The 24,353-nt window shown below is 39.7% G+C and carries 38 protein-coding genes and 1 pseudogene; 38 read left to right on the top strand and 1 reads right to left on the bottom strand.

Annotation, left to right across the window (positions count from 1 at the left end):
- Positions 1 to 60: 60 nt before the first annotated feature.
- Complete coding sequence (rpiA, locus tag ACKTSC_RS02325) at positions 61 to 741, bottom strand: ribose-5-phosphate isomerase RpiA (RefSeq protein ID WP_407855080.1); 681 nt, start codon at positions 739 to 741, stop codon at positions 61 to 63.
- A gap of 403 nt (positions 742 to 1,144) precedes the next feature.
- Between rpiA and rpsL the strand changes: the two genes are divergently transcribed.
- The 38 genes and pseudogenes from rpsL to truA all read left to right on the top strand — a co-directional run bounded on the left by rpsL (position 1,145) and on the right by truA (position 24,290).
- A complete protein-coding gene (gene rpsL / locus ACKTSC_RS02320) occupies positions 1,145 to 1,558 on the top strand; it encodes a 30S ribosomal protein S12 (protein ID WP_010742744.1) in 414 nt (137 codons plus the stop codon).
- A 44-nt stretch (positions 1,559 to 1,602) separates the two neighbouring features.
- A complete protein-coding gene (gene rpsG / locus ACKTSC_RS02315; protein ID WP_071857892.1) occupies positions 1,603 to 2,073 on the top strand; it encodes a 30S ribosomal protein S7 in 471 nt (156 codons plus the stop codon).
- Between the two features lie 79 nt (positions 2,074 to 2,152).
- A complete protein-coding gene (gene fusA, locus ACKTSC_RS02310; RefSeq protein WP_332654173.1) occupies positions 2,153 to 4,237 on the top strand; it encodes an elongation factor G in 2,085 nt (694 codons plus the stop codon).
- A 162-nt stretch (positions 4,238 to 4,399) separates the two neighbouring features.
- Positions 4,400 to 5,587 carry an elongation factor Tu gene (gene tuf, locus ACKTSC_RS02305; protein ID WP_332654171.1) on the top strand — a complete coding sequence of 396 codons (1,188 nt, stop codon included), beginning with the start codon at positions 4,400 to 4,402 and terminating at the stop codon, positions 5,585 to 5,587.
- 140 nt (positions 5,588 to 5,727) lie between these two features.
- Positions 5,728 to 6,474, top strand: a pseudogene (locus tag ACKTSC_RS02300) (type 1 glutamine amidotransferase domain-containing protein).
- A gap of 290 nt (positions 6,475 to 6,764) precedes the next feature.
- Positions 6,765 to 7,073 (top strand): 30S ribosomal protein S10, encoded by a 309-nt coding sequence (gene rpsJ / locus ACKTSC_RS02295; protein WP_010756438.1) that lies wholly within the window; start codon positions 6,765 to 6,767, stop codon positions 7,071 to 7,073.
- A 21-nt stretch (positions 7,074 to 7,094) separates the two neighbouring features.
- Entirely contained in the window at positions 7,095 to 7,724 is a 630-nt protein-coding gene (rplC, locus tag ACKTSC_RS02290; protein WP_407855078.1) for a 50S ribosomal protein L3, read from the top strand.
- A 28-nt stretch (positions 7,725 to 7,752) separates the two neighbouring features.
- Positions 7,753 to 8,376: a 50S ribosomal protein L4 gene (rplD, locus tag ACKTSC_RS02285; RefSeq protein WP_407855077.1), complete on the top strand. Its 624-nt coding sequence runs from the start codon at positions 7,753 to 7,755 to the stop codon at positions 8,374 to 8,376.
- A complete protein-coding gene (gene rplW, locus ACKTSC_RS02280; protein WP_407855076.1) occupies positions 8,376 to 8,663 on the top strand; it encodes a 50S ribosomal protein L23 in 288 nt (95 codons plus the stop codon). Before rplD ends, rplW begins: the two co-directional genes overlap by 1 nt.
- A 42-nt stretch (positions 8,664 to 8,705) precedes the next feature.
- A complete protein-coding gene (rplB, locus tag ACKTSC_RS02275) occupies positions 8,706 to 9,539 on the top strand; it encodes a 50S ribosomal protein L2 (RefSeq protein WP_407855075.1) in 834 nt (277 codons plus the stop codon).
- Positions 9,540 to 9,581: 42 nt separating this feature from the next.
- Complete coding sequence (gene rpsS / locus ACKTSC_RS02270; protein ID WP_071857885.1) at positions 9,582 to 9,860, top strand: 30S ribosomal protein S19; 279 nt, start codon at positions 9,582 to 9,584, stop codon at positions 9,858 to 9,860.
- 21 nt (positions 9,861 to 9,881) lie between these two features.
- A complete protein-coding gene (rplV, locus tag ACKTSC_RS02265) occupies positions 9,882 to 10,229 on the top strand; it encodes a 50S ribosomal protein L22 (RefSeq protein ID WP_071857884.1) in 348 nt (115 codons plus the stop codon).
- Between the two features lie 13 nt (positions 10,230 to 10,242).
- Positions 10,243 to 10,899, top strand: a complete 657-nt coding sequence (gene rpsC / locus ACKTSC_RS02260) for a 30S ribosomal protein S3 (RefSeq protein ID WP_071857883.1) — start codon at positions 10,243 to 10,245, stop codon at positions 10,897 to 10,899.
- 2 nt (positions 10,900 to 10,901) lie between these two features.
- Positions 10,902 to 11,336: a 50S ribosomal protein L16 gene (rplP, locus tag ACKTSC_RS02255; protein ID WP_071857882.1), complete on the top strand. Its 435-nt coding sequence runs from the start codon at positions 10,902 to 10,904 to the stop codon at positions 11,334 to 11,336.
- Positions 11,326 to 11,517 (top strand): 50S ribosomal protein L29, encoded by a 192-nt coding sequence (rpmC, locus tag ACKTSC_RS02250; protein ID WP_071857881.1) that lies wholly within the window; start codon positions 11,326 to 11,328, stop codon positions 11,515 to 11,517. Before rplP ends, rpmC begins: the two co-directional genes overlap by 11 nt.
- Positions 11,518 to 11,538: 21 nt before the next feature.
- The gene (rpsQ, locus tag ACKTSC_RS02245) at positions 11,539 to 11,805 is read left to right on the top strand and encodes a 30S ribosomal protein S17 (RefSeq protein WP_071857880.1); all 267 of its coding nucleotides are present in this window, start codon (positions 11,539 to 11,541) and stop codon (positions 11,803 to 11,805) included.
- Positions 11,806 to 11,860: 55 nt separating this feature from the next.
- Positions 11,861 to 12,229: a 50S ribosomal protein L14 gene (rplN, locus tag ACKTSC_RS02240; protein ID WP_010742760.1), complete on the top strand. Its 369-nt coding sequence runs from the start codon at positions 11,861 to 11,863 to the stop codon at positions 12,227 to 12,229.
- Between the two features lie 35 nt (positions 12,230 to 12,264).
- Positions 12,265 to 12,576, top strand: coding sequence for a 50S ribosomal protein L24 (gene rplX / locus ACKTSC_RS02235; RefSeq protein ID WP_332580457.1), 312 nt, complete (start codon positions 12,265 to 12,267; stop codon positions 12,574 to 12,576).
- Between the two features lie 26 nt (positions 12,577 to 12,602).
- Positions 12,603 to 13,142, top strand: coding sequence for a 50S ribosomal protein L5 (gene rplE, locus ACKTSC_RS02230; protein ID WP_332580456.1), 540 nt, complete (start codon positions 12,603 to 12,605; stop codon positions 13,140 to 13,142).
- Between the two features lie 18 nt (positions 13,143 to 13,160).
- Positions 13,161 to 13,346 carry a type Z 30S ribosomal protein S14 gene (locus ACKTSC_RS02225; protein ID WP_332580455.1) on the top strand — a complete coding sequence of 62 codons (186 nt, stop codon included), beginning with the start codon at positions 13,161 to 13,163 and terminating at the stop codon, positions 13,344 to 13,346.
- A gap of 32 nt (positions 13,347 to 13,378) precedes the next feature.
- Positions 13,379 to 13,777, top strand: coding sequence for a 30S ribosomal protein S8 (rpsH, locus tag ACKTSC_RS02220; protein WP_332580454.1), 399 nt, complete (start codon positions 13,379 to 13,381; stop codon positions 13,775 to 13,777).
- A 31-nt stretch (positions 13,778 to 13,808) separates the two neighbouring features.
- Complete coding sequence (gene rplF, locus ACKTSC_RS02215; protein ID WP_332580453.1) at positions 13,809 to 14,345, top strand: 50S ribosomal protein L6; 537 nt, start codon at positions 13,809 to 13,811, stop codon at positions 14,343 to 14,345.
- 52 nt (positions 14,346 to 14,397) lie between these two features.
- Positions 14,398 to 14,754 carry a 50S ribosomal protein L18 gene (gene rplR, locus ACKTSC_RS02210; RefSeq protein WP_010747204.1) on the top strand — a complete coding sequence of 119 codons (357 nt, stop codon included), beginning with the start codon at positions 14,398 to 14,400 and terminating at the stop codon, positions 14,752 to 14,754.
- 20 nt (positions 14,755 to 14,774) lie between these two features.
- Complete coding sequence (gene rpsE, locus ACKTSC_RS02205) at positions 14,775 to 15,275, top strand: 30S ribosomal protein S5 (RefSeq protein ID WP_332580452.1); 501 nt, start codon at positions 14,775 to 14,777, stop codon at positions 15,273 to 15,275.
- Between the two features lie 14 nt (positions 15,276 to 15,289).
- The gene (rpmD, locus tag ACKTSC_RS02200; RefSeq protein ID WP_010747202.1) at positions 15,290 to 15,469 is read left to right on the top strand and encodes a 50S ribosomal protein L30; all 180 of its coding nucleotides are present in this window, start codon (positions 15,290 to 15,292) and stop codon (positions 15,467 to 15,469) included.
- Positions 15,470 to 15,513: 44 nt separating this feature from the next.
- Positions 15,514 to 15,954, top strand: coding sequence for a 50S ribosomal protein L15 (gene rplO, locus ACKTSC_RS02195; RefSeq protein ID WP_071857873.1), 441 nt, complete (start codon positions 15,514 to 15,516; stop codon positions 15,952 to 15,954).
- Positions 15,954 to 17,255: a preprotein translocase subunit SecY gene (gene secY / locus ACKTSC_RS02190; protein WP_332580451.1), complete on the top strand. Its 1,302-nt coding sequence runs from the start codon at positions 15,954 to 15,956 to the stop codon at positions 17,253 to 17,255. The genes rplO and secY overlap by 1 nt, the downstream gene beginning before the upstream one ends.
- A gap of 61 nt (positions 17,256 to 17,316) precedes the next feature.
- Complete coding sequence (locus ACKTSC_RS02185) at positions 17,317 to 17,964, top strand: adenylate kinase (protein WP_407855074.1); 648 nt, start codon at positions 17,317 to 17,319, stop codon at positions 17,962 to 17,964.
- A 172-nt stretch (positions 17,965 to 18,136) separates the two neighbouring features.
- Positions 18,137 to 18,355 carry a translation initiation factor IF-1 gene (gene infA / locus ACKTSC_RS02180; RefSeq protein WP_010742771.1) on the top strand — a complete coding sequence of 73 codons (219 nt, stop codon included), beginning with the start codon at positions 18,137 to 18,139 and terminating at the stop codon, positions 18,353 to 18,355.
- 33 nt (positions 18,356 to 18,388) lie between these two features.
- Entirely contained in the window at positions 18,389 to 18,505 is a 117-nt protein-coding gene (rpmJ, locus tag ACKTSC_RS02175; RefSeq protein ID WP_010742772.1) for a 50S ribosomal protein L36, read from the top strand.
- Positions 18,506 to 18,523: 18 nt separating this feature from the next.
- Entirely contained in the window at positions 18,524 to 18,889 is a 366-nt protein-coding gene (rpsM, locus tag ACKTSC_RS02170; protein WP_071857870.1) for a 30S ribosomal protein S13, read from the top strand.
- Positions 18,890 to 18,913: 24 nt separating this feature from the next.
- Positions 18,914 to 19,303, top strand: coding sequence for a 30S ribosomal protein S11 (gene rpsK, locus ACKTSC_RS02165; protein WP_010742774.1), 390 nt, complete (start codon positions 18,914 to 18,916; stop codon positions 19,301 to 19,303).
- A gap of 80 nt (positions 19,304 to 19,383) precedes the next feature.
- Positions 19,384 to 20,322, top strand: a complete 939-nt coding sequence (locus ACKTSC_RS02160; RefSeq protein ID WP_071857868.1) for a DNA-directed RNA polymerase subunit alpha — start codon at positions 19,384 to 19,386, stop codon at positions 20,320 to 20,322.
- Between the two features lie 27 nt (positions 20,323 to 20,349).
- Positions 20,350 to 20,730: a 50S ribosomal protein L17 gene (rplQ, locus tag ACKTSC_RS02155; protein WP_332580449.1), complete on the top strand. Its 381-nt coding sequence runs from the start codon at positions 20,350 to 20,352 to the stop codon at positions 20,728 to 20,730.
- 253 nt (positions 20,731 to 20,983) lie between these two features.
- On the top strand, positions 20,984 to 21,820 hold the full coding sequence (locus ACKTSC_RS02150) for an energy-coupling factor ABC transporter ATP-binding protein (RefSeq protein ID WP_407855072.1): 837 nt from the start codon (positions 20,984 to 20,986) through the stop codon (positions 21,818 to 21,820).
- The gene (locus ACKTSC_RS02145) at positions 21,796 to 22,665 is read left to right on the top strand and encodes an energy-coupling factor ABC transporter ATP-binding protein (RefSeq protein WP_407856776.1); all 870 of its coding nucleotides are present in this window, start codon (positions 21,796 to 21,798) and stop codon (positions 22,663 to 22,665) included. The genes ACKTSC_RS02150 and ACKTSC_RS02145 overlap by 25 nt, the downstream gene beginning before the upstream one ends.
- Positions 22,655 to 23,452, top strand: coding sequence for an energy-coupling factor transporter transmembrane component T family protein (locus ACKTSC_RS02140; RefSeq protein ID WP_332580459.1), 798 nt, complete (start codon positions 22,655 to 22,657; stop codon positions 23,450 to 23,452). The genes ACKTSC_RS02145 and ACKTSC_RS02140 overlap by 11 nt, the downstream gene beginning before the upstream one ends.
- Before the next feature lie 91 nt (positions 23,453 to 23,543).
- Positions 23,544 to 24,290, top strand: coding sequence for a tRNA pseudouridine(38-40) synthase TruA (gene truA, locus ACKTSC_RS02135; RefSeq protein ID WP_332580447.1), 747 nt, complete (start codon positions 23,544 to 23,546; stop codon positions 24,288 to 24,290).
- The last annotated feature ends 63 nt before the right edge of the window (positions 24,291 to 24,353 follow it).

Genomic DNA, 24,353 nt, shown 5'->3' with positions numbered 1-24,353 from the left:
TTCCATAAAAATGAGCGCGTTTTTTCTCAAAACACGCTCATTAAAGGGTTTTCTATCAAATTATTTTGTAGGAACGATCAAAGTTTGCGGTCCTTCAGTAGTACCGACGATCACACGAGAAATCATATCGATGAATAGACCATGTTCTACTACGCCGACACATTCATCTAATTCTTTTGCTAAAGTGCGAGGATCGGCAATTTTTTCCAAGTGCAAATCAATGATATAATGTCCGCCGTCGGTTGTTAATGTTTGGCCAGCTTCATCCATGCGCCATGTTGGGTTATAACCGCGCGCTTCGAATAAACGGAAAATATTGTGACTGCCGAAAGGGACAACCTCTACTGGAAGAGGGAATTTACCTAAATGAGAGACCATTTTACTTTCATCAACGATCCAAATGCAATCTTTTGAATAAGTAGCGACAACTTTTTCAAATAGTAAGGCTGCGCCGCCGCCTTTGATACCTTGAAAATCTTCGCTGATTTCATCTGCGCCATCAATAGTTAAATCTACAGATTCTACATCGTCGATAGCTTTTAACGGTATTCCTAATTCTTTTGCTTGTGCTTCAGTTTTTGATGAGGTAACGACACCCGTGATCTTTAAACCTTCTTCATTTACTCTGCGGCCTAATTCTTTTACCAAATAGTAGGCAGTCGATCCAGTTCCTAATCCTACGGTCATCCCGTCTTTGACATATTTTGCCGCTTCGATCCCGACTAACTCTTTCAAATTCATTGATAATTCCCACCTTTAACTAAGTTAGGTTTATTGTAATCGGAAAAAAGAAAAAAAGATAGCCTTTTCAGTAAAAATAACCGAAAAAGAAAATCCTGATTTAAATGGTTTTTAGAACTTTAAAAATATAAAACGAAAGTTTAGCTCGAGTTTTAATTGAATTATAGTGACAAAAATAAAGTGAAACAAAACAAATAAAAAAGTTATTCTGTTTGTTGACACAGATATTTTATCGTGGTATGCTATCAAAGGTGCTTTGTGAACAGGTCTCTCGCTGAGACGTGCTGACTGTGTCAAGGTACGCTTGATAGGGAATGCAGGAATGCATTATTTTTTATCGCCGAAAAAGAACCACCAGGATGTGTGGTACTAGAAAGCGAATCGAGGAAGGAGGAAACAAGGGATGCCTACAATTAATCAATTAGTACGTAAACCTCGTAAATCAAAGGTGGAGAAATCAAATTCACCAGCATTGAACAAAGGATATAACAGCTTTAAAAAAGCTCAAACAAACGTTAACTCACCACAAAAACGTGGAGTTTGTACACGTGTGGGTACTATGACACCGAAGAAACCGAACTCAGCGTTACGTAAATATGCTCGTGTTCGTTTGTCAAACTTAATCGAAGTAACAGCTTATATTCCAGGTATCGGCCATAACTTACAAGAACATAGTGTTGTTCTTTTACGTGGTGGACGTGTAAAAGATTTACCAGGGGTACGTTATCATATCGTTCGTGGTGCACTAGATACTGCGGGTGTTAACGATCGTAAACAAAGCCGTTCTAAATACGGTACTAAAAAACCTAAAGCTTAATCAAACGAATAGATAAGACATATTTTCGGAAGGAGGAGTTACGTATGACTCGTAAAGGAACTATCGCAAAACGCGATGTTTTGCCAGATCCTATGTATAACTCTAAGTTAGTAACTCGTTTAATCAACCGTGTAATGGTTGACGGTAAACGTGGTACTGCTTCAAGTATTGTATACAACGCTTTTAGCACAATCAAAGAATCAACAGGAAATGACCCGTTGGAAGTTTTCGAACAAGCAATGGAAAACATTATGCCTGTACTAGAAGTTAAAGCTCGCCGTGTTGGGGGTTCTAACTATCAAGTACCAGTTGAAGTACGTCCAGAACGTCGTACTACTTTAGGATTGCGTTGGGTTGTAAACTTCGCTCGTTTACGCGGCGAACATACAATGGAAGAACGCTTAGCGAAAGAAATCATGGATGCTGCTAACAACACTGGAGCTTCTGTGAAAAAACGCGAAGATACACACAAAATGGCGGAAGCCAACCGTGCATTTGCTCATTATCGTTGGTAAGATTTTTTCTGCTGGCGAAGGTCAACAGAAAAATGGCCAAAAATGCTAAATTCAATATAAGAGAGGAGCAAACAAAGAAATGGCAAGAGAATTTTCTCTAGAAAACACTCGTAATATCGGGATCATGGCCCACGTTGATGCAGGTAAAACTACAGCAACTGAGCGTATCTTGTACTACACTGGTAAAATCCATAAAATTGGTGAAACCCACGAAGGCGCTTCTCAAATGGACTGGATGGAACAAGAACAAGAACGTGGTATCACGATCACTTCCGCTGCTACTACAGCACAATGGAAAGGTCATCGCGTAAATATCATTGATACCCCAGGACACGTGGACTTCACAATCGAAGTTCAACGTTCATTACGTGTACTTGATGGCGCAGTAACTGTATTAGACTCACAATCAGGTGTAGAACCACAAACAGAAACTGTTTGGCGTCAAGCAACAGAATACCAAGTTCCACGTATCGTATTCTGTAATAAAATGGATAAAATCGGTGCAGATTTCCTTTATTCTGTAAGTACTTTACACGATCGTTTACAAGCGAATGCTCATCCAATCCAATTACCAATTGGTGCTGAAGATGACTTCACTGGTATCATCGATTTAGTTAAAATGAAAGCTGAAATCTACACAAATGACTTAGGTACGGAAATTCAAGAAACTGAAATTCCTGCAGATTACCAAGAGTTAGCTGAAGAATGGCGCGAAAAATTAGTAGAAGCAGTTGCTGATACTGATGAAGACCTAATGATGAAATTCCTAGAAGGTGAAGAAATCACTGACGAAGAATTAAAAGCAGGTATCCGTAAAGCTACTCTAGCTGTTGATTTCTATCCTGTATTATGTGGTTCTGCCTTCAAGAACAAAGGTGTTCAATTGATGTTGGATGCAGTCATTGACTATCTTCCAGCACCAACAGACGTACCTGCGATCAAAGGTTTCAACCCTAAAACTGATGAAGAAACTGAACGTCCAGCTGACGATTCAGCGCCTTTCTCATCACTAGCATTTAAAGTAATGACTGACCCATTCGTAGGTCGTCTAACTTTCTTCCGTGTTTACTCAGGCGTATTGAACTCAGGTTCTTACGTATTGAATGCCTCTAAAGGCAAACGTGAACGTATCGGACGTATCCTTCAAATGCACGCGAACACTCGTAAAGAAATCGAAACGGTTTACTCTGGAGATATCGCAGCAGCTGTTGGATTGAAAGATACTACTACTGGGGATACGCTTTGTGATGAAAAAGCACCAGTTATCTTAGAATCAATTGAATTCCCTGATCCAGTTATCGAAGTTGCTGTTGAACCTAAATCAAAAGCTGACCAAGATAAAATGGGTGTTGCTCTACAAAAACTAGCTGAAGAAGATCCATCATTCCGCGTTGAAACTAACGTTGAAACTGGTGAAACTGTTATCGCTGGTATGGGTGAACTTCACTTAGACGTGTTAGTTGACCGCATGCGTCGTGAATTCAAAGTTGAGGCTAACGTTGGTGCGCCTCAAGTATCTTATCGTGAAACATTCCGTGCTGCTACTAATGCAGAAGGTAAGTTTGTACGTCAGTCTGGTGGTAAAGGTCAATACGGTCACGTATGGATCGAATTTACACCAAATGAAGAAGGTGCTGGCTTCGAATTCGAAAACGCGATTGTCGGTGGTGTGGTTCCTCGTGAATACATCCCAGCAGTTGAAAAAGGATTAGAAGATGCAATGGCAAACGGTGTATTAGCTGGTTATCCTTTAGTTGACATTAAAGCTAAGCTTTATGATGGTTCTTACCATGATGTCGATTCAAATGAAACAGCCTTCCGTGTAGCTGCTTCTATGGCGCTACGTGCTGCTGCTAAAAAAGCTAGTCCATCAATCCTTGAACCAATGATGAAAGTTACAATTACTGTTCCAGAAGATTACTTAGGTGATGTTATGGGTCACGTAACTGCTCGTCGTGGACGTGTTGAAGGTATGGAAGCACATGGTAACGCGCAAATCGTTAACGCAATCGTGCCGTTAGCTGAAATGTTCGGTTACGCTACAACGCTTCGTTCTTCTACTCAAGGACGTGGAACATTCATGATGGTATTTGACCACTATGAAGATGTACCAAAATCAGTTCAAGAAGAAATCATTAAGAAAAATGGCGGCAAAGCTGAATAATTCTTAAATGTCAATCTAAATTGATAGGTTTCCTTTAAAATACTGTATTTTTAATAATGAATCATGTAAAATAATTAACTGATGATATGGGCTCGCGCTGCTTATGCGGCGCGGACTTATCAGATAAAAAATAATCTCATTTACTTAGGAGGAACATTTTAAATGGCTAAAGAAAAATTTGACCGTTCAAAACCCCATGTTAACATTGGGACTATCGGACACGTTGACCATGGTAAAACTACTTTAACAGCTGCAATTACAACTGTACTTGCTAAACAAGGCGGAGCTCAAGCTATGGACTACGCTTCAATCGATGGCGCTCCTGAAGAACGCGAACGCGGAATCACAATCAATACTTCACACGTTGAGTATGAAACTGAAAACCGTCACTACGCTCACGTTGACTGCCCAGGACACGCGGACTACGTTAAAAACATGATCACTGGTGCTGCACAAATGGACGGAGCTATCTTAGTAGTATCTGCTGCTGATGGCCCTATGCCTCAAACACGTGAACACATCTTGTTATCACGTAACGTTGGTGTTCCTTACATCGTTGTATTCTTAAACAAAATGGATATGGTTGATGATGAAGAATTACTAGAATTAGTTGAAATGGAAGTTCGTGACTTATTGTCAGAATACGACTTCCCAGGCGACGACACTCCAGTTGTTGCTGGTTCAGCTTTGAAAGCCTTAGAAGGCGACGCTTCATACGAAGAAAAAATCTTAGAATTAATGGCTGCTGTTGACGAATATATCCCAACTCCAGTTCGTGATACTGACAAACCATTCATGATGCCAGTCGAAGATGTATTCTCAATCACTGGTCGTGGTACTGTTGCAACTGGTCGTGTTGAACGTGGACAAGTTCGCGTTGGTGACGAAGTTGAAATCGTAGGTATCGCTGAAAATACTGCTAAAACAACTGTAACAGGTGTTGAAATGTTCCGTAAATTGTTAGACTACGCTGAAGCAGGCGATAACATTGGTGCATTATTACGTGGTGTTGCACGTGAAGATATCCAACGTGGACAAGTATTAGCTAAACCAGCTTCAATCACTCCACATACAAAATTCTCTGCAGAAGTTTACGTTTTAACTAAAGAAGAAGGCGGACGTCATACTCCTTTCTTCACTAACTACCGTCCTCAGTTCTACTTCCGTACAACTGACGTAACTGGTGTAGTTGATCTACCAGAAGGTACTGAAATGGTAATGCCTGGTGATAACGTAACTATGGAAGTTGAATTAATCCACCCAATCGCTATCGAAGACGGAACTCGTTTCTCAATTCGTGAAGGCGGACGTACTGTTGGTTCAGGCGTTGTAACAACAATCAAAGCGTAATTAATATTACGATCTAAATTTGCTCGGACGTAAAGAGTTATCAGCTTGCTGATAACTCTTTTTTTTATTTTTTACAGAAGAGAATATTTGTCTGCGTACAAGAGAACGTTTAAGATATAAGAATAATAGGAGGAGAGAAAATGATTGTAATTCCTTTACCGCATTATGGTTTTGATCCAACAGAAGCAGCAATTCCTTGGAAGTACTTGAATGATCATTCTGTGGAGCTCGTGTTTGCTACACCAGATGGTCATGTTGCCGCGGCTGATAAATGATTGTTGACAGGAGAAGGTTTTGGTATTTTTAAATCAATGCTTATGGCAAATGATCAAGCTTTATCAGCCTATCAAGAAATGAGCAAGAGTGAAGCGTTTAATCATCCAATTAGCTATTCTGATATAGTGGTGGATGAATACCAAGGAATATTATTGCCAGGCGGACATGATAAGGGGATGAAAAGCTATCTTGAATCATCTATTTTGCAAAGAAAAGTAGTCGATTTTTTTGATAAGAAAAAAATAATTGGAGCCATCTGTCATGGGACGGTCTTGGCAGCAAGAAGTATTGATCCGATTAGTAAGAGATCGGTATTATTTGATTACAAAACGACTTCGTTATTGAAGCTTCAAGAAATGGGAGCTTATTATCTTACGGTTTTGTGGCTTCACGATTATTACCGAACATATCCGTTATCGGTAGAAGAGGAAGTAAAATCAGTTTTAAAAAATAGTAACCAATTTAAACCAGGAAGATTTTCTTCGCGTCGTGATACGTTCAGTGATGAAGGACCAGCTTTTGTTGTTGAAGATCGCAATTATATATCTGGACGTTGGCCAGGAGATGCCCATACATTTGCAAAAAAATTTTTTCAACATTTAAAAGGCTGAGATAATTTTTCTTCTATAATAATAATTTTATTGGTCTTTTTCTATTTTCAGAAAATAAAATCGAAAATCAAAAAAAGTCTGATAAAATCCTTGCAATAGTAGATGGAATATAATATAATCATAAAGGTGCTGTTTGCAGAAGTGTGAATGACACTGGGGGGTTCATAAATGAATCCGCCGGCTTTGAAACGAGAGGTTGCGACACGCCCGGACGCTTTGCCACGAACGAGCGTGACGGAGATTTTCGTGGAGCTATGTCTACTTTTAAAATAGGCGAAGGAGGGAACAAGATGGCAAAACAAAAAATTCGTATCCGTTTAAAAGCGTATGAACATGGTATTTTAGACCAATCAGCGGATAAAATTGTAGAAACTGCAAAAAGAACTGGAGCTAGTGTATCTGGTCCAATTCCATTACCAACAGAACGTAGTCTTTACACTGTGATCCGTGCGACTCATAAATACAAAGATTCACGCGAACAATTCGAAATGCGTACTCACAAACGTCTAATCGACATTGTGAACCCAACACCAAAAACAGTTGATGCTTTAATGAAGCTTGACTTACCATCAGGTGTTAACATTGAAATCAAACTATAATAAGAAAATGGAGGTGTAATCATGACCAAAGGAATCTTAGGGAAAAAAGTGGGAATGACACAAATCTTCACAGAATCTGGTGAACTTATTCCAGTAACTGTTATCGAAGCTACTCCAAACGTTGTTTTACAAGTTAAAACAGTGAAAACAGATGGCTACGAAGCTGTTCAATTAGGCTACCAAGATATGCGTGAAGTTTTGTCTAACAAACCTGCGAAAGGTCATGTTGCAAAAGCAAACACGGCTCCTAAGCGCTTCATTCGAGAATTCAAAGATGTTGAGCTAGGAGACTACGAAGTAGGACAAGAAGTGAAAGTTGATACTTTCCAAGCTGGAGACATCATTGATGTTACCGGAACGACTAAAGGTAAAGGATTCCAAGGCGTTATCAAACGTCACGGACAAAGCCGCGGCCCTATGGCTCACGGATCTCGTTACCATCGTCGTCCTGGATCTATGGGTCCTGTTGCACCAAACCGTGTATTTAAAAATAAACATTTAGCTGGCCGCATGGGTGGCAACCGTGTGACAATTCAAAATCTTGAAGTTGTTCGTGTTGACGCTGACCGCAATGTTATCTTAGTAAAAGGAAATGTTCCTGGCGCTAAAAAATCTTTAATCACTATCAAATCAGCTGTAAAAGCTAAATAATTAGTTATAGGAAAGGAGGAACTAAGGAATGCCAACTGTAGCATTATTCAAACAAGATGGAACTCAAAACGGTGACATCACTTTAAATGAAGAAATCTTCGGAATCGAACCAAATGAAAGTGTTGTTTACGATGCAATCATTATGCAACGCGCTTCATTAAGACAAGGAACACACGCTGTGAAAAATCGTAGCGCAGTTCGTGGCGGTGGCCGCAAACCATGGCGTCAAAAAGGAACTGGACGTGCTCGTCAAGGTTCTATCCGTTCACCACAATGGCGTGGAGGTGGCGTTGTCTTCGGACCTACACCACGTTCATACAGCTACAAACTTCCTAAAAAAGTTCGTCGCTTAGCAATCAAATCTGTTTTATCAGAAAAAGTTGCTGAAAATAAATTAGTTGCTGTTGAGGCTTTAAGCTTTGAAGCTCCTAAAACAAAAGAATTCAAACAAGTTTTAACTAGCTTGTCAATTGATTCAAAAGTATTGGTTGTATTAGAAACAGAAAACGAAGTTGCAGGCTTAGCTGCTCGTAACTTATCAAACGTAACTGTTACTACTTCAAACAACGTTACTGTATTAGATGTAGTCGCTAATGACAAAATCTTAGCAACGCAAACTGCTCTTACTCAAATTGAGGAGGTGCTTGCATAATGAACTTACTAGACGTAATTAAACGCCCGGTGATCACAGAAAAATCTATGTTAGACATGGACGAAAAGAAATATACTTTCGAAGTTGACACTCGTGCGAACAAAACTTTAGTCAAACAAGCTGTTGAAGCTGCTTTTGACGTTAAAGTTAAAAATGTAAACATTATGAATGCTAAACCAAAAGCAAAACGTATGGGTAAATACCAAGGCTTCACTAAAAAACGTCGCAAAGCTGTTGTGACATTAACTGAAGGTTCAAAAGACATCCAACTTTTCGACGCTGAATAATAAGCGTTAGAAATTCACTAGTAAATAGGAGGGAAACTAGACGTGGCGATTAAAAAGTACAAACCTACCTCAAATGGTCGTCGTAATATGACGAGTTCTGATTTCGCTGAAATCACAACTTCAACGCCTGAAAAGACGTTATTAGAACCATTGAAAAACAACGCCGGTCGTAACAACAACGGTCGCATCACTGTACGTCATCAAGGTGGCGGACATAAACGCCAATACCGTGTTATCGACTTCAAACGTAATAAAGATAACGTGGTTGCTACAGTAAAAACGATCGAATACGATCCAAACCGCTCAGCAAACATTGCATTAGTTCATTATACAGACGGAGTGAAAGCTTACATCTTAGCCCCTAAAGGCTTACAAGTAGGCATGACTGTCGTATCTGGAGCAGATGCAGATATCAAAATCGGAAACACTTTACCACTAGAAAACATTCCAGTTGGTACAGTTATCCACAATATCGAAATGAAACCAGGTAAAGGCGGACAATTAATCCGTTCTGCTGGTACAAGTGCTCAAGTACTTGGTAAAGAAGGAAAATACGTATTAGTACGTTTGAACTCTGGCGAAGTTCGCATGATCTTAGCTACTTGCCGTGCTACAATCGGTTCTGTTGGTAACGAACAACATGAATTGATCAACATCGGTAAAGCTGGTCGTTCTCGTTGGATGCACAAACGCCCAACTGTACGTGGTAGCGTAATGAACCCTAACGATCACCCACACGGTGGTGGTGAAGGTAAAGCTCCAGTCGGACGTAAAGCTCCAGTATCTCCTTGGGGACAACCTGCATTGGGTTACAAAACTCGTAACAAGAAAGCTGCATCAGATAAGCTTATTGTTCGTCGTCGTAAGACTAAATAGAACCATTGACTATGTGTCGCATATTTTGAGAGGAGGTACACCATGGGTCGTAGTTTGAAAAAAGGACCTTTCGTTGATGATCATTTGATGAAAAAGGTCGAAGCGCAACAAGGTGTTGAAAAGAAAAAAGTTATCAAAACTTGGTCTCGTCGTTCAACAATTTTCCCTAGCTTCGTAGGGTTTACAATTGCTGTATATGACGGACGCAAACATGTACCAGTTTACATCCAAGAAGACATGGTTGGACATAAATTAGGTGAATTTGCACCATCAAGAACTTATCGTGGACATGCCGCCGACGATAAGAAAACAAAACGCTAATTTTGAGGGGAGGATATCAACATGGCAGAACAAATTACATCAGCTAAGGCAACTGCGAAAACAGTTCGCACTTCTCCTCGTAAATCACGTTTAGTAATCGATCTTATTAGAGGAAAAAGCGTAGCAGAAGCAATTTCAATTTTGAAGTTCACACCAAACAAATCTGCTGGAATCATCGAAAAAGTTATGATGTCAGCCGTTGCTAACGCAGAAAACAACTTTGACTTAGATGTTGAAAACTTGGTAGTTTCTGAAGCATTTGTTAACGAAGGACCAACAATGAAACGTTTCCGTCCACGTGCAAAAGGTTCAGCATCACCAATCAACAAACGTACAAGTCATATTACCGTTGTGGTATCAGAAAAATAAGGAGGGATAATCAGTGGGTCAAAAAGTAAATCCTATTGGAATGCGTGTAGGCATCATCCGTGATTGGGATGCTAAATGGTATGCTGAAAAAGAGTATGCTGAATTTCTACACGAAGATTTGAGAATCCGTAAGTTCATCGCAACTAAACTTGCTGATGCCGCTGTGTCAACTGTTGAAATCGAACGCGCTGCAAATCGCGTCAACATTTCAATCCACACAGCCAAACCTGGTATGGTTATCGGTAAAGGCGGATCTGAAGTTGAGAGCCTAAGAAAAGAATTAAATAAATTAACTGGTAAACGAGTTCATATCAACATCGTTGAAATCAAAAAACCAGATTTAGATGCAAAATTAGTCGGAGAAGGAATTGCACGTCAATTAGAAAACCGTGTTGCCTTCCGTCGTGCACAAAAACAAGCAATCCAACGCACTATGCGTTCTGGCGCTAAAGGAATCAAAACTCAAGTATCTGGTCGTTTGAATGGTGCGGATATCGCTCGTTCAGAAGGATACTCTGAAGGAACAGTTCCTCTTCATACATTGCGTGCTGACATCGACTACGCTTGGGAAGAAGCAAACACAACATACGGAAAACTAGGAGTTAAAGTGTGGATTTATCGTGGAGAAATTCTTCCTACAAAGAAAAACACTGAGAAAGGAGGGAAATAATCATGTTAGTACCTAAACGTGTAAAACACCGTCGTGAATTCCGCGGAAAAATGCGTGGGGAAGCTAAAGGTGGAAAAGAAATTTCATTTGGAGAATATGGCTTACAAGCTGTTGATTCACATTGGATTACTAACCGCCAAATTGAAGCTGCTCGTATTGCAATGACTCGTTACATGAAACGTGGTGGGAAAGTATGGATTAAAATTTTCCCTCACAAATCTTATACTGCCAAAGCAATTGGTGTACGTATGGGATCTGGTAAAGGTGCTCCTGAAGGCTGGGTTTCACCAGTTAAACGCGGCAAGATCATGTTTGAAATCGCTGGCGTTCCTGAAGAAGTTGCTCGTGAAGCATTACGTCTTGCTTCTCACAAATTACCAATGAAAACTAAGATCGTAAAACGTGAGGAAATGGGTGGTGAATCGAATGAAGGTTAAAGAAATCAGAGAATTAACCACTGCCGAAATGCTAGATCAAGAAAAACAATTAAAAGAAGAATTGTTCAATCTTAGATTCCAATTAGCAACAGGTCAATTAGAAAACACTGCACGTATTAAAGAAGTACGTAAATCGATTGCACGCATCAAAACTGTGTTGCACGAACAAGCTGACAAATAGTGGAAGGAGGCCATTTCCAGTATGACTGAAGAAAGAAATCAACGTAAAGTTTATCAAGGACGTGTGGTATCTGACAAAATGGACAAAACGATCACTGTTGTCGTTGAAACCCAAAAGAACCACCCAATCTACGGTAAACGTATGAAATATTCTAAAAAATACAAAGCTCACGATGAAAACAATGAAGCAAAAACTGGTGATATCGTGAAAATCATGGAAACTCGTCCATTATCAGCTACCAAACGTTTCCGTCTGGTTGAAATCGTTGAAAAAGCAGTGATTATCTAATCACACGAGATTTTCCTATATAGATGTTTTTTAAATCTGAAAGGAGGATACACAAGTGATCCAAGCAGAAAGCCGTTTAAAAATCGCGGACAACTCAGGTGCACGTGAAATTTTAACTATTAAAGTTCTTGGTGGATCTGGTCGCAAAACTGCAAATATCGGTGATGTGATCGTTGCTACGGTTAAACAAGCAACGCCAGGTGGTGTTGTCAAAAAAGGTGACGTCGTAAAAGCCGTTATCGTTCGTACTAAATCAGGCGCTCGTCGTACTGACGGTTCTTATATTAAATTTGATGAAAATGCAGCTGTTATCATTCGTGATGACAAGAGCCCAAGAGGAACACGTATCTTCGGACCTGTCGCTCGTGAACTACGCGAAGGCAACTTCATGAAGATCGTTTCATTGGCACCGGAAGTATTATAATCGAGAGATTCAACTAAAGGAGGTGCGCAACAGTAATGTTCGTTAAAAAAGGCGATAAAGTAAAAGTTATCTCTGGTAAAGACAGAAATAAAGAAGGCGTTGTATTAGAAGCCCTTCCTAAACAAGATAAAGTCGTTGTTGAAGGCGTCAATATCGTGAAAAAACATAAAAAAGCCTCTCAAGAAGCCCCTCAAGGCGGAATCGTTGAGGTAGAAGCACCAATTCATGCTTCTAATGTTATGGTGATCGACCCTTCAAATGGAGAAGCGACACGCGTTGGCTATAAAGTGGTTGACGGTAAGAAAGTCCGCGTTTCTAAGAAAACCGGCGAAACACTAGATAAATAATTAAACAAGGAAGGAGGATCTTATAGATGAACCGCCTAAAAGAAAAATTTGTAAGTGAAATTACACCATCTTTGATGGAAAAATTTAACTATGATTCAGTAATGGAAGTTCCTAAAGTTGAAAAAATCGTCATCAACATGGGTGTTGGTGATGCGGTATCAAACACTAAAAACTTAGACAAAGCCGTTGAAGAATTAGCTTTGATTTCTGGTCAAAAACCACTTATCACAAAAGCTAAGAAATCAATCGCTGGTTTCCGTTTACGTGAAGGAATGCCTATCGGTGCGAAAGTAACACTACGCGGAGAAAGAATGTATGAATTCTTAGACAAATTAGTGACTGTGTCACTTCCTCGTGTACGTGACTTCCACGGAGTAAGCAAAAAATCCTTTGATGGCCGTGGTAACTTTACTTTAGGTGTTAAAGAACAATTGATCTTCCCTGAAGTAGATTTTGATTTAGTTGATAAAGTACGCGGTATGGATATCGTTGTTGTAACAACTGCTAAAACAGACGAAGAATCACGCGAATTATTAACACAACTTGGAATGCCATTCCAAAAATAAATCAAGGAGGCGAAAAAATTGGCTAAAAAATCAATGATTGCTAAAAACGAACGCCCTGCAAAACATTCTACGCAAGAATATACTCGCTGCGAACGTTGCGGACGTCCACATTCAGTTTATCGTAAATTTCATCTTTGCCGTATTTGCTTCCGCGAACTTGCCTACAAAGGTCAAATTCCCGGCGTGAAGAAAGCTAGCTGGTAAAACAAACTCGCAAAAAGGAGGTAAATAGTTCAATGGTCATGACAGATCCAATTGCAGATTTTCTAACTCGTATTCGTAATGCCAACATGGTGAAACACGATACAGTAGAAGTACCTGCTTCAACAATCAAACGTGACATCGCTGAAATCCTTAAACGTGAAGGTTTCGTACGTGATGTTGAATATATCGAAGATGACAAACAAGGCATGATCCGTGTTTTCCTTAAATACGGTAAAAATGACGAACGTGTTATCACGAACTTAAAACGTATCTCTAAACCAGGCTTACGTGTTTACGTTAAAGCTGACGAAGTACCACGTGTACTTAACGGTTTAGGTATCGCAATCATTTCTACTTCTGAAGGTTTATTAACTGATAAAGAAGCTAGAAACAAAAACGTCGGTGGCGAAGTGCTAGCTTACGTTTGGTAATATCAAACAATCCATGAGGAGGTGTCTTTAAGTGAGCCGTATTGGTAATAAATTAGTCGTTATTCCTGCAGGAGTTGAAGTAACTCAAAATGGAAATAATGTTACTGTTAAAGGACCTAAAGGTGAATTAACTCGTACTTTTTCTTCTGATATTACAATGAATATCGAAGGAAACGAAGTATCATTCACTCGTCCAAACGACAGCAAAGAAATGAAAACAATCCACGGAACTACTCGTGCAAACTTCAATAACATGGTTATTGGTGTTTCTGAAGGATTCCAAAAAGCATTAGAATTAATCGGGGTTGGGTACCGTGCACAATTACAAGGTTCAAAACTTGTATTGAACGTTGGTTATTCACATCCAGTAGAGATGGTAGCTCCAGAAGGTATTACAATCGAAGTACCTGCAAACACACAAGTAATCGTTAAGGGTGCAGACAAAGAAGTAGTCGGCGAATTAGCTGCGAAAATCCGCGGAACTCGTCCTCCAGAACCTTACAAAGGCAAAGGTATTCGTTATGTTGGCGAATATGTACGTCGTAAAGAAGGTAAAACTGGTAAATAGTAGGTCCTACCTACATGCGGCTTAGGCCAGCTTATATATAGAGGTGACAATTGTGATTACAAAACCAGATAAAAATAAAACACGCCAAAAGCGCCACATGCGTGTACGTAACAAAATCTCTGGTACTGCTGAGTGCCCACGCTTGAACGTTTTCCGTTCTAACAAAAACATCTACGCGCAAGTAATTGATGACGTAGCGGGTGTGACGCTAGCAAGTGCCTCTGCCTTGGATAAAGAAATTTCAGGTGGAACAAAAACTGAACAAGCACAAGCTGTTGGTAAATTAGTAGCTGAACGTGCTTCTGAAAAAGGTATCAAAAAAGTAGTCTTTGACCGTGGTGGATACCTTTACCATGGCCGCGTAGCAGCTTTAGCTGAAGCAGCTCGCGAAAATGGACTAGAATTTTAGGAGAAGGAGGAACACCATTCATGGTTTATATCGATCCAAAACATTTGGAATTAGAAGACCGCGTCGTAGCGATCAACCGTGTTACTAAAGTTGTTAAAGGTGGACGTCGTTTACGTTTCGCAGCATTAGTAGTTGTCGGTGACAAAAATGGTCACGTAGGTTTTGGTACTGGTAAAGCTCAAGAAGTACCAGAAGCTATTCGTAAAGCAATCGAAGACGCTAAGAAAAACCTTGTCGAAGTACCAATGGTAGGAACTACGCTTCCTCACGAAGTTATTGGTGTATTCGGCGGCGGCCGTATCTTAATGAAACCAGCCGTTGAAGGTGCTGGAGTTGCTGCTGGTGGACCAGTTCGTGCCGTATTGGAACTTGCTGGCGTTGCTGACGTAACTTCTAAATCTTTAGGTTCAAACACACCAATCAACGTTGTTCGTGCAACTGTTGAAGGTTTAACTCAATTGAAAAAAGCAGAAGAAGTAGCTGCATTACGTGGCATCTCTGTTGAAAACTTAGCTAAATAAGGAGGGCGAATGAAATGGCTGAATTAAAAATTACTTTAAAACGCAGTATTATCGGACGTCCTCAAAACCAACGTGATACTGTTAAAGCGTTGGGTCTTAAAAAAATGAACAGCACAGTTGTTAAACCTGCCAATGATGCGATCAAAGGTATGGTTAATACAGTGTCTCATTTAGTGGACGTAGAAGAAGTTTAATACAACAAAAAATGATGATTAAATTCTAAGGAGGTGCCCATAATATGAAACTTCATGAATTACAACCTGCAGAAGGCTCACGTAAAGTTCGCAATCGCGTTGGTCGTGGTACTTCATCTGGTAACGGTAAAACAGCTGGACGTGGTCAAAAAGGTCAAAAGGCTCGTTCAGGCGGTGGTGTGCGTTTAGGTTTTGAGGGTGGTCAAACACCTTTATTCCGTCGTTTACCAAAACGTGGATTTACTAACGTTAACCGTAAAGAATATGCTGTAATCAATCTTGATGTGTTAAACCGCTTTGAAGACGGAACTGAAGTAACACCAGTTGCTTTAGTTGAAGCTGGAATCGTGAAAAACGAAAAAGCTGGAATCAAAGTTCTAGGAAACGGATCATTAGATAAAAAATTAACCGTTAAAGCAGCTAAATTCTCTAAAAGTGCTCAAGAATCTATTGAAGCTGCTGGTGGATCTATCGAGGTGATCTAATGTTCAAACTTTTAAAAGATTCTTTCAAAGTTCAGAACATCCGCTCTCGGATCTTATTTACTGTTTTAATGTTGTTAGTTTTTAGATTGGGTGCACAAATCACTGTTCCTGGTGTAAATGCACAAGGTTTGCAAGGCTTGAGTGAAATGCCATTTTTCAGAATGTTGAATATGGTAAGTGGCTCAGCTATGCAAAACTTCTCAATCTTTTCTATGGGGGTTTCTCCATACATTACTGCTTCAATTGTTATCCAATTGTTGCAGATGGATATCGTGCCTAAATTTGTTGAATGGTCAAAACAAGGGGAAGTAGGTCGCAAAAAGTTAAATCAAGCAACGCGCTATTTAACTTTAGTCTTAGCTTTCATCCAGTCTGTAAGTATTACAGCTGGGTTTGACTATTTTGCACAATTTGGTTTCGTTCCAAATCGTAACGTTCAAACGTTCGTTACAATTGGTTTGATTCTTACTGCTGGTACTATGTTTGTTACTTGGCTAGGAGAACAAATCACTGAAAAAGGAATTGGTAATGGCGTTTCAATGATCATCTTTGCTGGGATCGTTTCTCGACTACCGCAAAGTATTAAAGATATCTATGAAGATTATTTTGTAAATATTGATTCAAGTGATATCTGGAAATCTGTGATTTTTGTCATTATTTTACTTATTGCTATTGTGGTCATTGTTGTTTTCGTAACATATTTCCAACAAGCAGAAAGAAAAATTCCTATTCAATATACAAAACAAGTCGTGGGTGCACCTACTAGTAGTTATTTACCTTTAAAAGTAAATGCTGCAGGGGTTATTCCAGTTATTTTTGCTAGTTCATTCATTGCAACACCAAATGCGGTGTTACAAGCATTAGCTAGTAAGTATAGTGGGGAGAGCTGGTATGACGTTGTAACTAATTTATTTAGTTATAATACGATTCCAGGAGCTGCGATTTATACTGTTCTGATTGTTTCATTTACTTTCTTCTATGCATTTGTTCAGGTCAATCCTGAAAAATTAGCAGAGAACTTACAAAAGCAAGGAAGCTATATTCCTCGTGTAAGACCAGGTAAAGGAACGGAAGAATATGTTTCCGCAATTTTAATGCGTTTAAGTGTTGTTGGTGCTATTTTCTTAGGGCTAATTGCTTTAATTCCGATCATTGCTCAAATGCTTTGGGACTTACCTCAATCAATCGGTTTAGGTGGAACAAGTCTTTTGATCGTTGTCGGTGTTGCATTAGAAACTGCAAAACAGTTAGAAGGACTCATGTTGAAACGACGTTATGTCGGCTTCATGGATGAAGAGTAGATTCGCGTGTTGAGGTTTTCCTCAACGCCGTTCTCGCTTCAATTACTTAGGAGGGAAATCAATGAACCTGATCTTAATGGGACTGCCAGGAGCAGGAAAAGGAACACAAGCAGAAAGAATTATTGCATCACACAATATTCCACATATCAGCACGGGGGATATGTTCCGAGAAGCAATCAAAAACGAGACTACACTCGGATTGAAAGCAAAATCCTACATGGACGCAGGGAATTTGGTCCCAGATGAAGTTACTAACGGTATCGTAAAGGAACGCTTAGCTCAAAAAGACACTGAAAAAGGTTTCTTATTGGATGGCTTCCCTCGTACTTTGGATCAAGCAAAAGCATTAGCTGAAATGTTGATTGACTTGAATAAAAAGTTAGATGCTGTGATTGAAATTCAAGTAGCAGAAGAAGTGTTAGTTGAACGTTTAGCTGGACGCTTCATGTGCCGCAATTGTGGCGCGACTTATCATAAAATCTTCAACCCTACAAAAGTAGAAGGAACTTGCGATCACTGTGGTGGTCATGAATTCTATCAACGTGAAGATGATAAGCCAGAAACAGTTAAAAATCGTTTGTCTGTTAACATTAAAAACAGTGAACCAATTTTAGCTTATTATGAAGAAGAAGGTTTGTTATATCCAGTTGATGGAGATCGTGAAATTGATGCCGTATTTGCGGATGTAGAAAAGATTATCGAAAAATAATTTGCCTACCGACTTGAAATGCAGTTTATCTTGCCAAGTTCGATGTTTTATGATAGAATATATCAGTCTGACTTCTAGGTTTTAGAAGTTAACTTTAGAATTAGGGTGGGAACTGCAGTTTCCGCCATTTTATCGTGTGAAAATGCGAAACAACTACAAGGAGGTACTCTGCGTGGCAAAAGAAGATATGATTGAAATCGAAGGAACAGTCGTCGAAACTTTGCCGAATGCAATGTTTAAAGTCGAATTGGAAAACGGACACGAAGTTCTTGCACACGTATCTGGTAAAATCCGGATGTATTACATTCGAATCCTACCTGGAGATAAGGTTACTGTTGAACTTTCTCCTTATGATTTGAGCCGTGGTCGCATTACCTATCGCTTTAAGTAAGTTGTACTCCGTAAAACTTCAGGAGGTATAATCATGAAAGTAAGACCATCAGTAAAACCAATGTGTGAACATTGTAAAGTAATTCGTCGTAATGGACGCGTTATGGTGATTTGCCCAGCAAACCCAAAACATAAACAACGTCAAGGATAATTGGAGGTGTAATTAAGTATGGCTCGTATTGCAGGAGTAGATATTCCTCGTGATAAACGCGTGGTAATTTCACTTACTTATATTTACGGTATCGGAAATACTACAGCAAAACAAATTTTAGCCGACGCAGGCGTTTCTGAAGATGTTCGTGTACGTGACTTAACGAACGAACAAACAGACGCTATCCGTGCGGAAATCGATAAATTAAAAGTTGAAGGCGACTTACGTCGTGAAACTAACTTGAACATCAAACGTTTGATGGAAATCGGTTCTTACCGTGGAATTCGTCATCGTCGTGGCTTGCCTACACGTGGACAAAACACTAAGAACAACGCTCGTACTCGTAAAGGCCCAGCTCGCGCTATTGCCGGCAAGAAAAAATAATTAGTGAAGGAGGTTTAAATCTTCATGGTAGCAAAGAAAGTCAATCGTAAACGTCGTGTGAAGAAGAATATCGAAACAGGTATCGCTCATATTCATTCGACTTTTAATAATACAATCATCATGATCACTGATGCTAGCGGTAACGCAGTAGCATGGTCATCTGCAGGTTCATTAGGCTTCAAAGGTAGTAAAAAATCTACTCCTTTCGCTGCTCAAATGGCTGCTGAAACTGCAACGAAAGCTGCAATGGAACATGGATTGAAAAGTGTTGAAGTAACTGTTAAAGGACCTGGTTCTGGTCGTGAAGCAGCGATTCGTTCATTGCAAGCAACTGGTTTAGAAGTAACTGCAATTCGTGACGTGACTCCAGTACCTCATAATGGATGCCGCCCTCCAAAACGCCGTCGTGTTTAATGAGTGCCCAACTCTATGAGTTTTACAAGGAATGTCATTGAACAAGACACTTTTCGTTTTGAAAGGGGTAAAAAATAAGAATGATTGAATTCGAAAAACCAAGAATCACAAAAATTGATGAAGACAGAGATTATGGCAAGTTCGTTGTTGAACCTTTGGAAAGAGGTTATGGAACTACTTTAGGTAATTCTCTACGTCGTATTCTACTTTCTTCTTTACCAGGTGCTGCCATTACTAATATTCAAATCGATGGAGCGTTACATGAATTCTCAACCATCAAAGGTGTGCGAGAAGACGTTGTACAAATCATCTTGAATATCAAAGGTCTGGCTCTGAAGTTATTTGCTGAAGAAGAAAAAACCCTTGAGATCGATATTACTGGACCAGCTACGGTAACTGCCGGCGATATTATCGTTGACAGTGACGTTGAAATCTTAAACAAAGATATGTACATTTGTACTGTTGCTGAAGGCGCGACATTCCATGCACGTTTAACAGTAAAACCTGGTCGAGGCTATGTTCAAGCAGACGAAAATAAAAAGGAAGATATGCCAATCGGTGTCCTTCCGGTCGATTCAATCTATACACCAGTACGCAAAGTAAACTACCAAGTTGAAAATACACGTGTTGGTCGTCGAGATGATTTCGATAAATTAACGATGGAAATTTGGACTGACGGATCTATCATTGCTCAAGAAGCATTGAGTCTAGCAGCGAAAATTTTAACTGAACATTTGGACATTTTTGTAAATCTTACTGATGAAGCAAAAAATGCTGAAATCATGGTAGAAAAAGAAGAAACACAAAAAGAAAAAATGCTAGAAATGACCATCGAAGAACTAGACTTGTCTGTACGTTCGTACAATTGCTTGAAACGTGCCGGAATTAATACGGTTCAAGAATTAACGAATAAGTCTGAACCTGAAATGATCAAAGTACGTAATTTAGGTCGTAAATCACTTGAAGAAGTGAAAGCTAAATTACATGATCTTGGTCTAGGACTACGTAAAGACGATTAATATTGTTGACAAAGGAGGGAAACCTACGTGAGTTATCGTAAATTAGGACGCACATCTAGCCAACGTAAAGCTATGTTGCGTGACTTAACAACTGACTTAATTATCAATGAACGCATCGTTACGACTGAAGCTCGTGCGAAAGAAGTTCGTTCAACTACTGAAAAGATGATTACCTTAGGAAAACGCGGGGATCTTCATGCACGTCGCCAAGCTGCAAGCTTTGTACGTAATGAAATCGCTGATGTTCGTGAAGAAAACGAAGCTATCGTTGTTGAATCTGCATTACAAAAATTATTCAACGACATCGCTCCTCGTTACGCTGAACGTCAAGGTGGATACACTCGTATCTTAAAAACAGAACCTCGTCGTGGCGACAACGCCCCTATGGTTGTTTTAGAACTTGTATAATAATCACTCGTCACTTTATAGATGATTCTTTTAGAGTGTTATGATGTTGGAGATTTTCTCCGAGTCTAGCTCAGCGCCGCTTCCCAGATGTCTGGGAAGCCGGCACTCATCATAAAGTGTTTTTTTATACCCAAATTTACTGTCAAGACAGATAGGTATACAAAAGCATTTTATTGAGTATCTAGGATTGATAAAACAACACTTTTTTGCTAGGCTTAGAACAGATTTGGAAAAGAACTAGAAAGGTATGACCATGAAGCCAATTATTGAGATCAATCAAATTGAATTTAGTTACCAAGAAGAATCAACTCCAGCGTTGAAAAATGTTAGTTTTTCAATTCAAAAAGGGGAATGGGTTGCAATCGTTGGGCATAATGGCTCAGGAAAATCGACTTTAGCTAAAACGATCAATGGCTTGCATTTACCGCAAAAAGGAAATGTTACTGTTGGCGGGATGGAATTGTCGTATGATTCTGTTTGGGACGTTCGCCGAATGGTTGGAATGGTTTTTCAAAATCCAGACAATCAGTTCGTAGGAGCAACTGTTGAAGATGATGTTGCTTTTGGTTTAGAGAATCAAGGGATCGAACGTGAAGAAATGCAGCGACGAGTGAAAGATGCATTGGAAAAAGTAAAAATGCAAGATTTTGCTACTCGGGAACCTGCTCGACTTTCTGGTGGACAAAAACAGCGCGTGGCAATTGCCGGCGTCGTAGCTTTACGTCCAGATATTATTATCTTAGATGAGGCAACAAGCATGTTAGATCCTGAAGGACGTGACGATGTGATCGCGACGATACGTAAAATCAAAGAAGAAAGTGATTTAACAGTCATCTCGATCACCCATGATATCGATGAAGCGGCCAGCGCTAATCGAATTTTAGTTATGCGTGAGGGAGAATTATTTCGCGAAGGAACACCAGAAGAAATATTTTCTGAAGGACCAGAATTAGTATCATTAGGCTTAGATTTGCCGTTTCCTGAAAAACTGAAAGCTGCACTTAAAGAGCGTGGCATCGAAGTGCCCGCAAATTATTTAGACGAAGAAGGGATGATGGATTGGTTATGGACATCCGTTTTGAAAAAGTAAACTATGTATATCAACCGAATACTCCCTTTGAACAACGAGCTTTGTATGATATTGATTTAGACATTAAACAAGGTTCTTATACAGCGCTGGTTGGCCATACAGGCAGTGGGAAATCAACACTGCTGCAGCATTTGAATGCTTTATTGAAACCAACTGAAGGACAAGTGATCATCGGTGATCGGAAAATTACGCCATCGACCGATAATAAAAATTTGAAGCCAGTTCGTAAAAAAGTTGGGATCGTCTTTCAGTTTCCTGAGGCACAATTATTTGAAGAAACAGTTGCGAAAGATATTGCCTTTGGGCCTAAAAATTTTGGTGTCAAAGAAGAAGAAGCCTTAATTTTGGCTAAAGAGAATTTGAAAATGGTCGGCTTAGACGAATCGTATCTTGAACGTTCACCGTTTGAGCTTTCCGGAGGTCAAATGCGACGTGTAGCAATTGCGGGGGTTCTAGCCATGGAACCTGAAGTTTTGGTCTTAGATGAGCCGACAGCAGGGTTAGATCCAATGGGACGTAAAGAAATGATGGATATGTTTTTGCGGTTACATCGTGAAAAAAATATTACCATCGTTTTAGTGACACACTTAATGGATGATGTAGCTAATTTTGCTGATTATGTTTATGTTTTGGAAAAAGGGCAAGTAGTGAAACACGGAACACCGCAAAATGTTTTTGATGATGTCGAATGGCTTAAAGAAAAACAATTAGGTGTGCCTCAGGCGAGTACGTTTGCTGAAAAGATGCAATTACGCGGAGCGAAGTTCACTGAGTTGCCATTGACTGAAAATGAATTGGCTGATTGGATCGTCACACATGCAGGAGGTCCTGCGAATAATGAATAAATTAATTTTTGGACGGTATATCCCAGGGGATTCATTGATTCACCGGTTAGACCCAAGAGCAAAATTGCTCGCAAGTTTTTATTTCATTGGGATTATTTTTTTAGCCAACAATTGGCAAAGTTATCTATTTTTGGCCATCTTTACTATGGTTGCTGTCTTAGCCTCTAAGATTAGTTTGAGTTTCTTTTTAAAAGGAATTCGCCCATTGATTTGGTTGATTATTTTTACTGTCGCTTTACAGATGCTCTTTACTCGTGGCGGTACGTTGTATTGGTCATGGGGAGTATTCAGTCTTTCCTCTTATGGGATCCAAAATGGACTGTTTATCTTTTGTCGATTTGTGTTGATTATTTTTATGTCAACATTGTTAACCTTGACGACCCCCCCGTTATCTATGTCAGATGCGATTGAATCGTTGTTGAATCCATTAAAAAGATTCCATTTTCCGGTTCATGAAATCGCATTGATGCTATCGATTGCCTTGCGCTTTGTTCCAACGCTGATGGATGAGACCGAAAAAATCATGAATGCTCAACGTGCACGAGGCGTTGATTTTAACGATGGTAGTTTGGTACAAAAAGTTAAAGCTATCGTTCCGTTATTGATTCCTCTATTTGTCAGCAGCTTCAATCGAGCAGAAGATTTGGCAACTGCTATGGAAGCTCGAGGCTATCGTGGTGGTGAAGGCCGGAGTAAGTATCGGAAGTTGCAGTGGATGAATCGTGATACGATCGTATTACTAGTTTTTGCTATTGTGACGGTCATTTTGATCTTTTTACGAAGTTAAGCTTGGAGGAATCCAAGCTTTTTTCTATTGGAATGGATAAAAAAAGCTGTTATAATGACACGAATTTACTGAGAAGGAGTTTTTTTAGCGGATGGTTAGATATAAAGCGGTAATCGCTTATGATGGAACAAATTTCAATGGCTTCCAACGTCAGCCGAATGGTCGAACGGTTCAAGGTGAAGTCGAAAAAACCTTACAAAAAATGAATAATGGAACGCCAGTCACGATTATAGGTTCTGGCCGAACAGATGCAGGTGTCCATGCGATTGGTCAAGTGATCCATTTTGATTATCCGCAAGAAAGACCTTTAGAACGTATGCGTTTTGCGTTAGATACACAAACACCAGATGATATAGCCGTTTCATCTGTAGAAATTGCTGCTGCTGACTTTCATGCGCGGTATCATGTAACTGAAAAAACGTATCATTTCAAAGTTCAAATCGCAAAACCACGAAGTCCGTTTCGTCGTTTTTATGCATCGTATTTTCCTTACCCGTTAGATCTTGATTTGATTCGTCGGGCCTTGCCAGATTTATTGGGTACACATGATTTTACTTCTTTTTGTGCTACGGGTGGAGCGATTGAAGACAAAGTACGGACGATCTATCAAGCCGATTTAGAAGTGGATGAGACGGGGACTGAATTGACCTTTATTTTTAGAGGTAATGGTTTTTTATATAAAATGATCCGAATTTTGGTCGGAACACTTTTGAAAATCGGAAATGGTCGGATGCCGGCGGATAGTATTCCAGCGATCCTTGAAGCGAAAGATCGTAATTTGGCAGGGCCGACAGCACATCCAGAAGGACTTTATTTAGCAAAAGTAAACTATGAATAGTAAAAAGCACGCTAAATTGATTTAGCGTGCTTTCTTTTTGCAAAATTGTACTACGAAAAATAT

This window comes from Enterococcus hailinensis, from assembly GCF_045862035.1.
GTDB classification, from domain to species: domain Bacteria; phylum Bacillota; class Bacilli; order Lactobacillales; family Enterococcaceae; genus Enterococcus_A; species Enterococcus_A hailinensis.
Note: the sequence above shows the minus strand (reverse complement) of the source record. Positions and strands in the feature narration are given on the sequence as shown.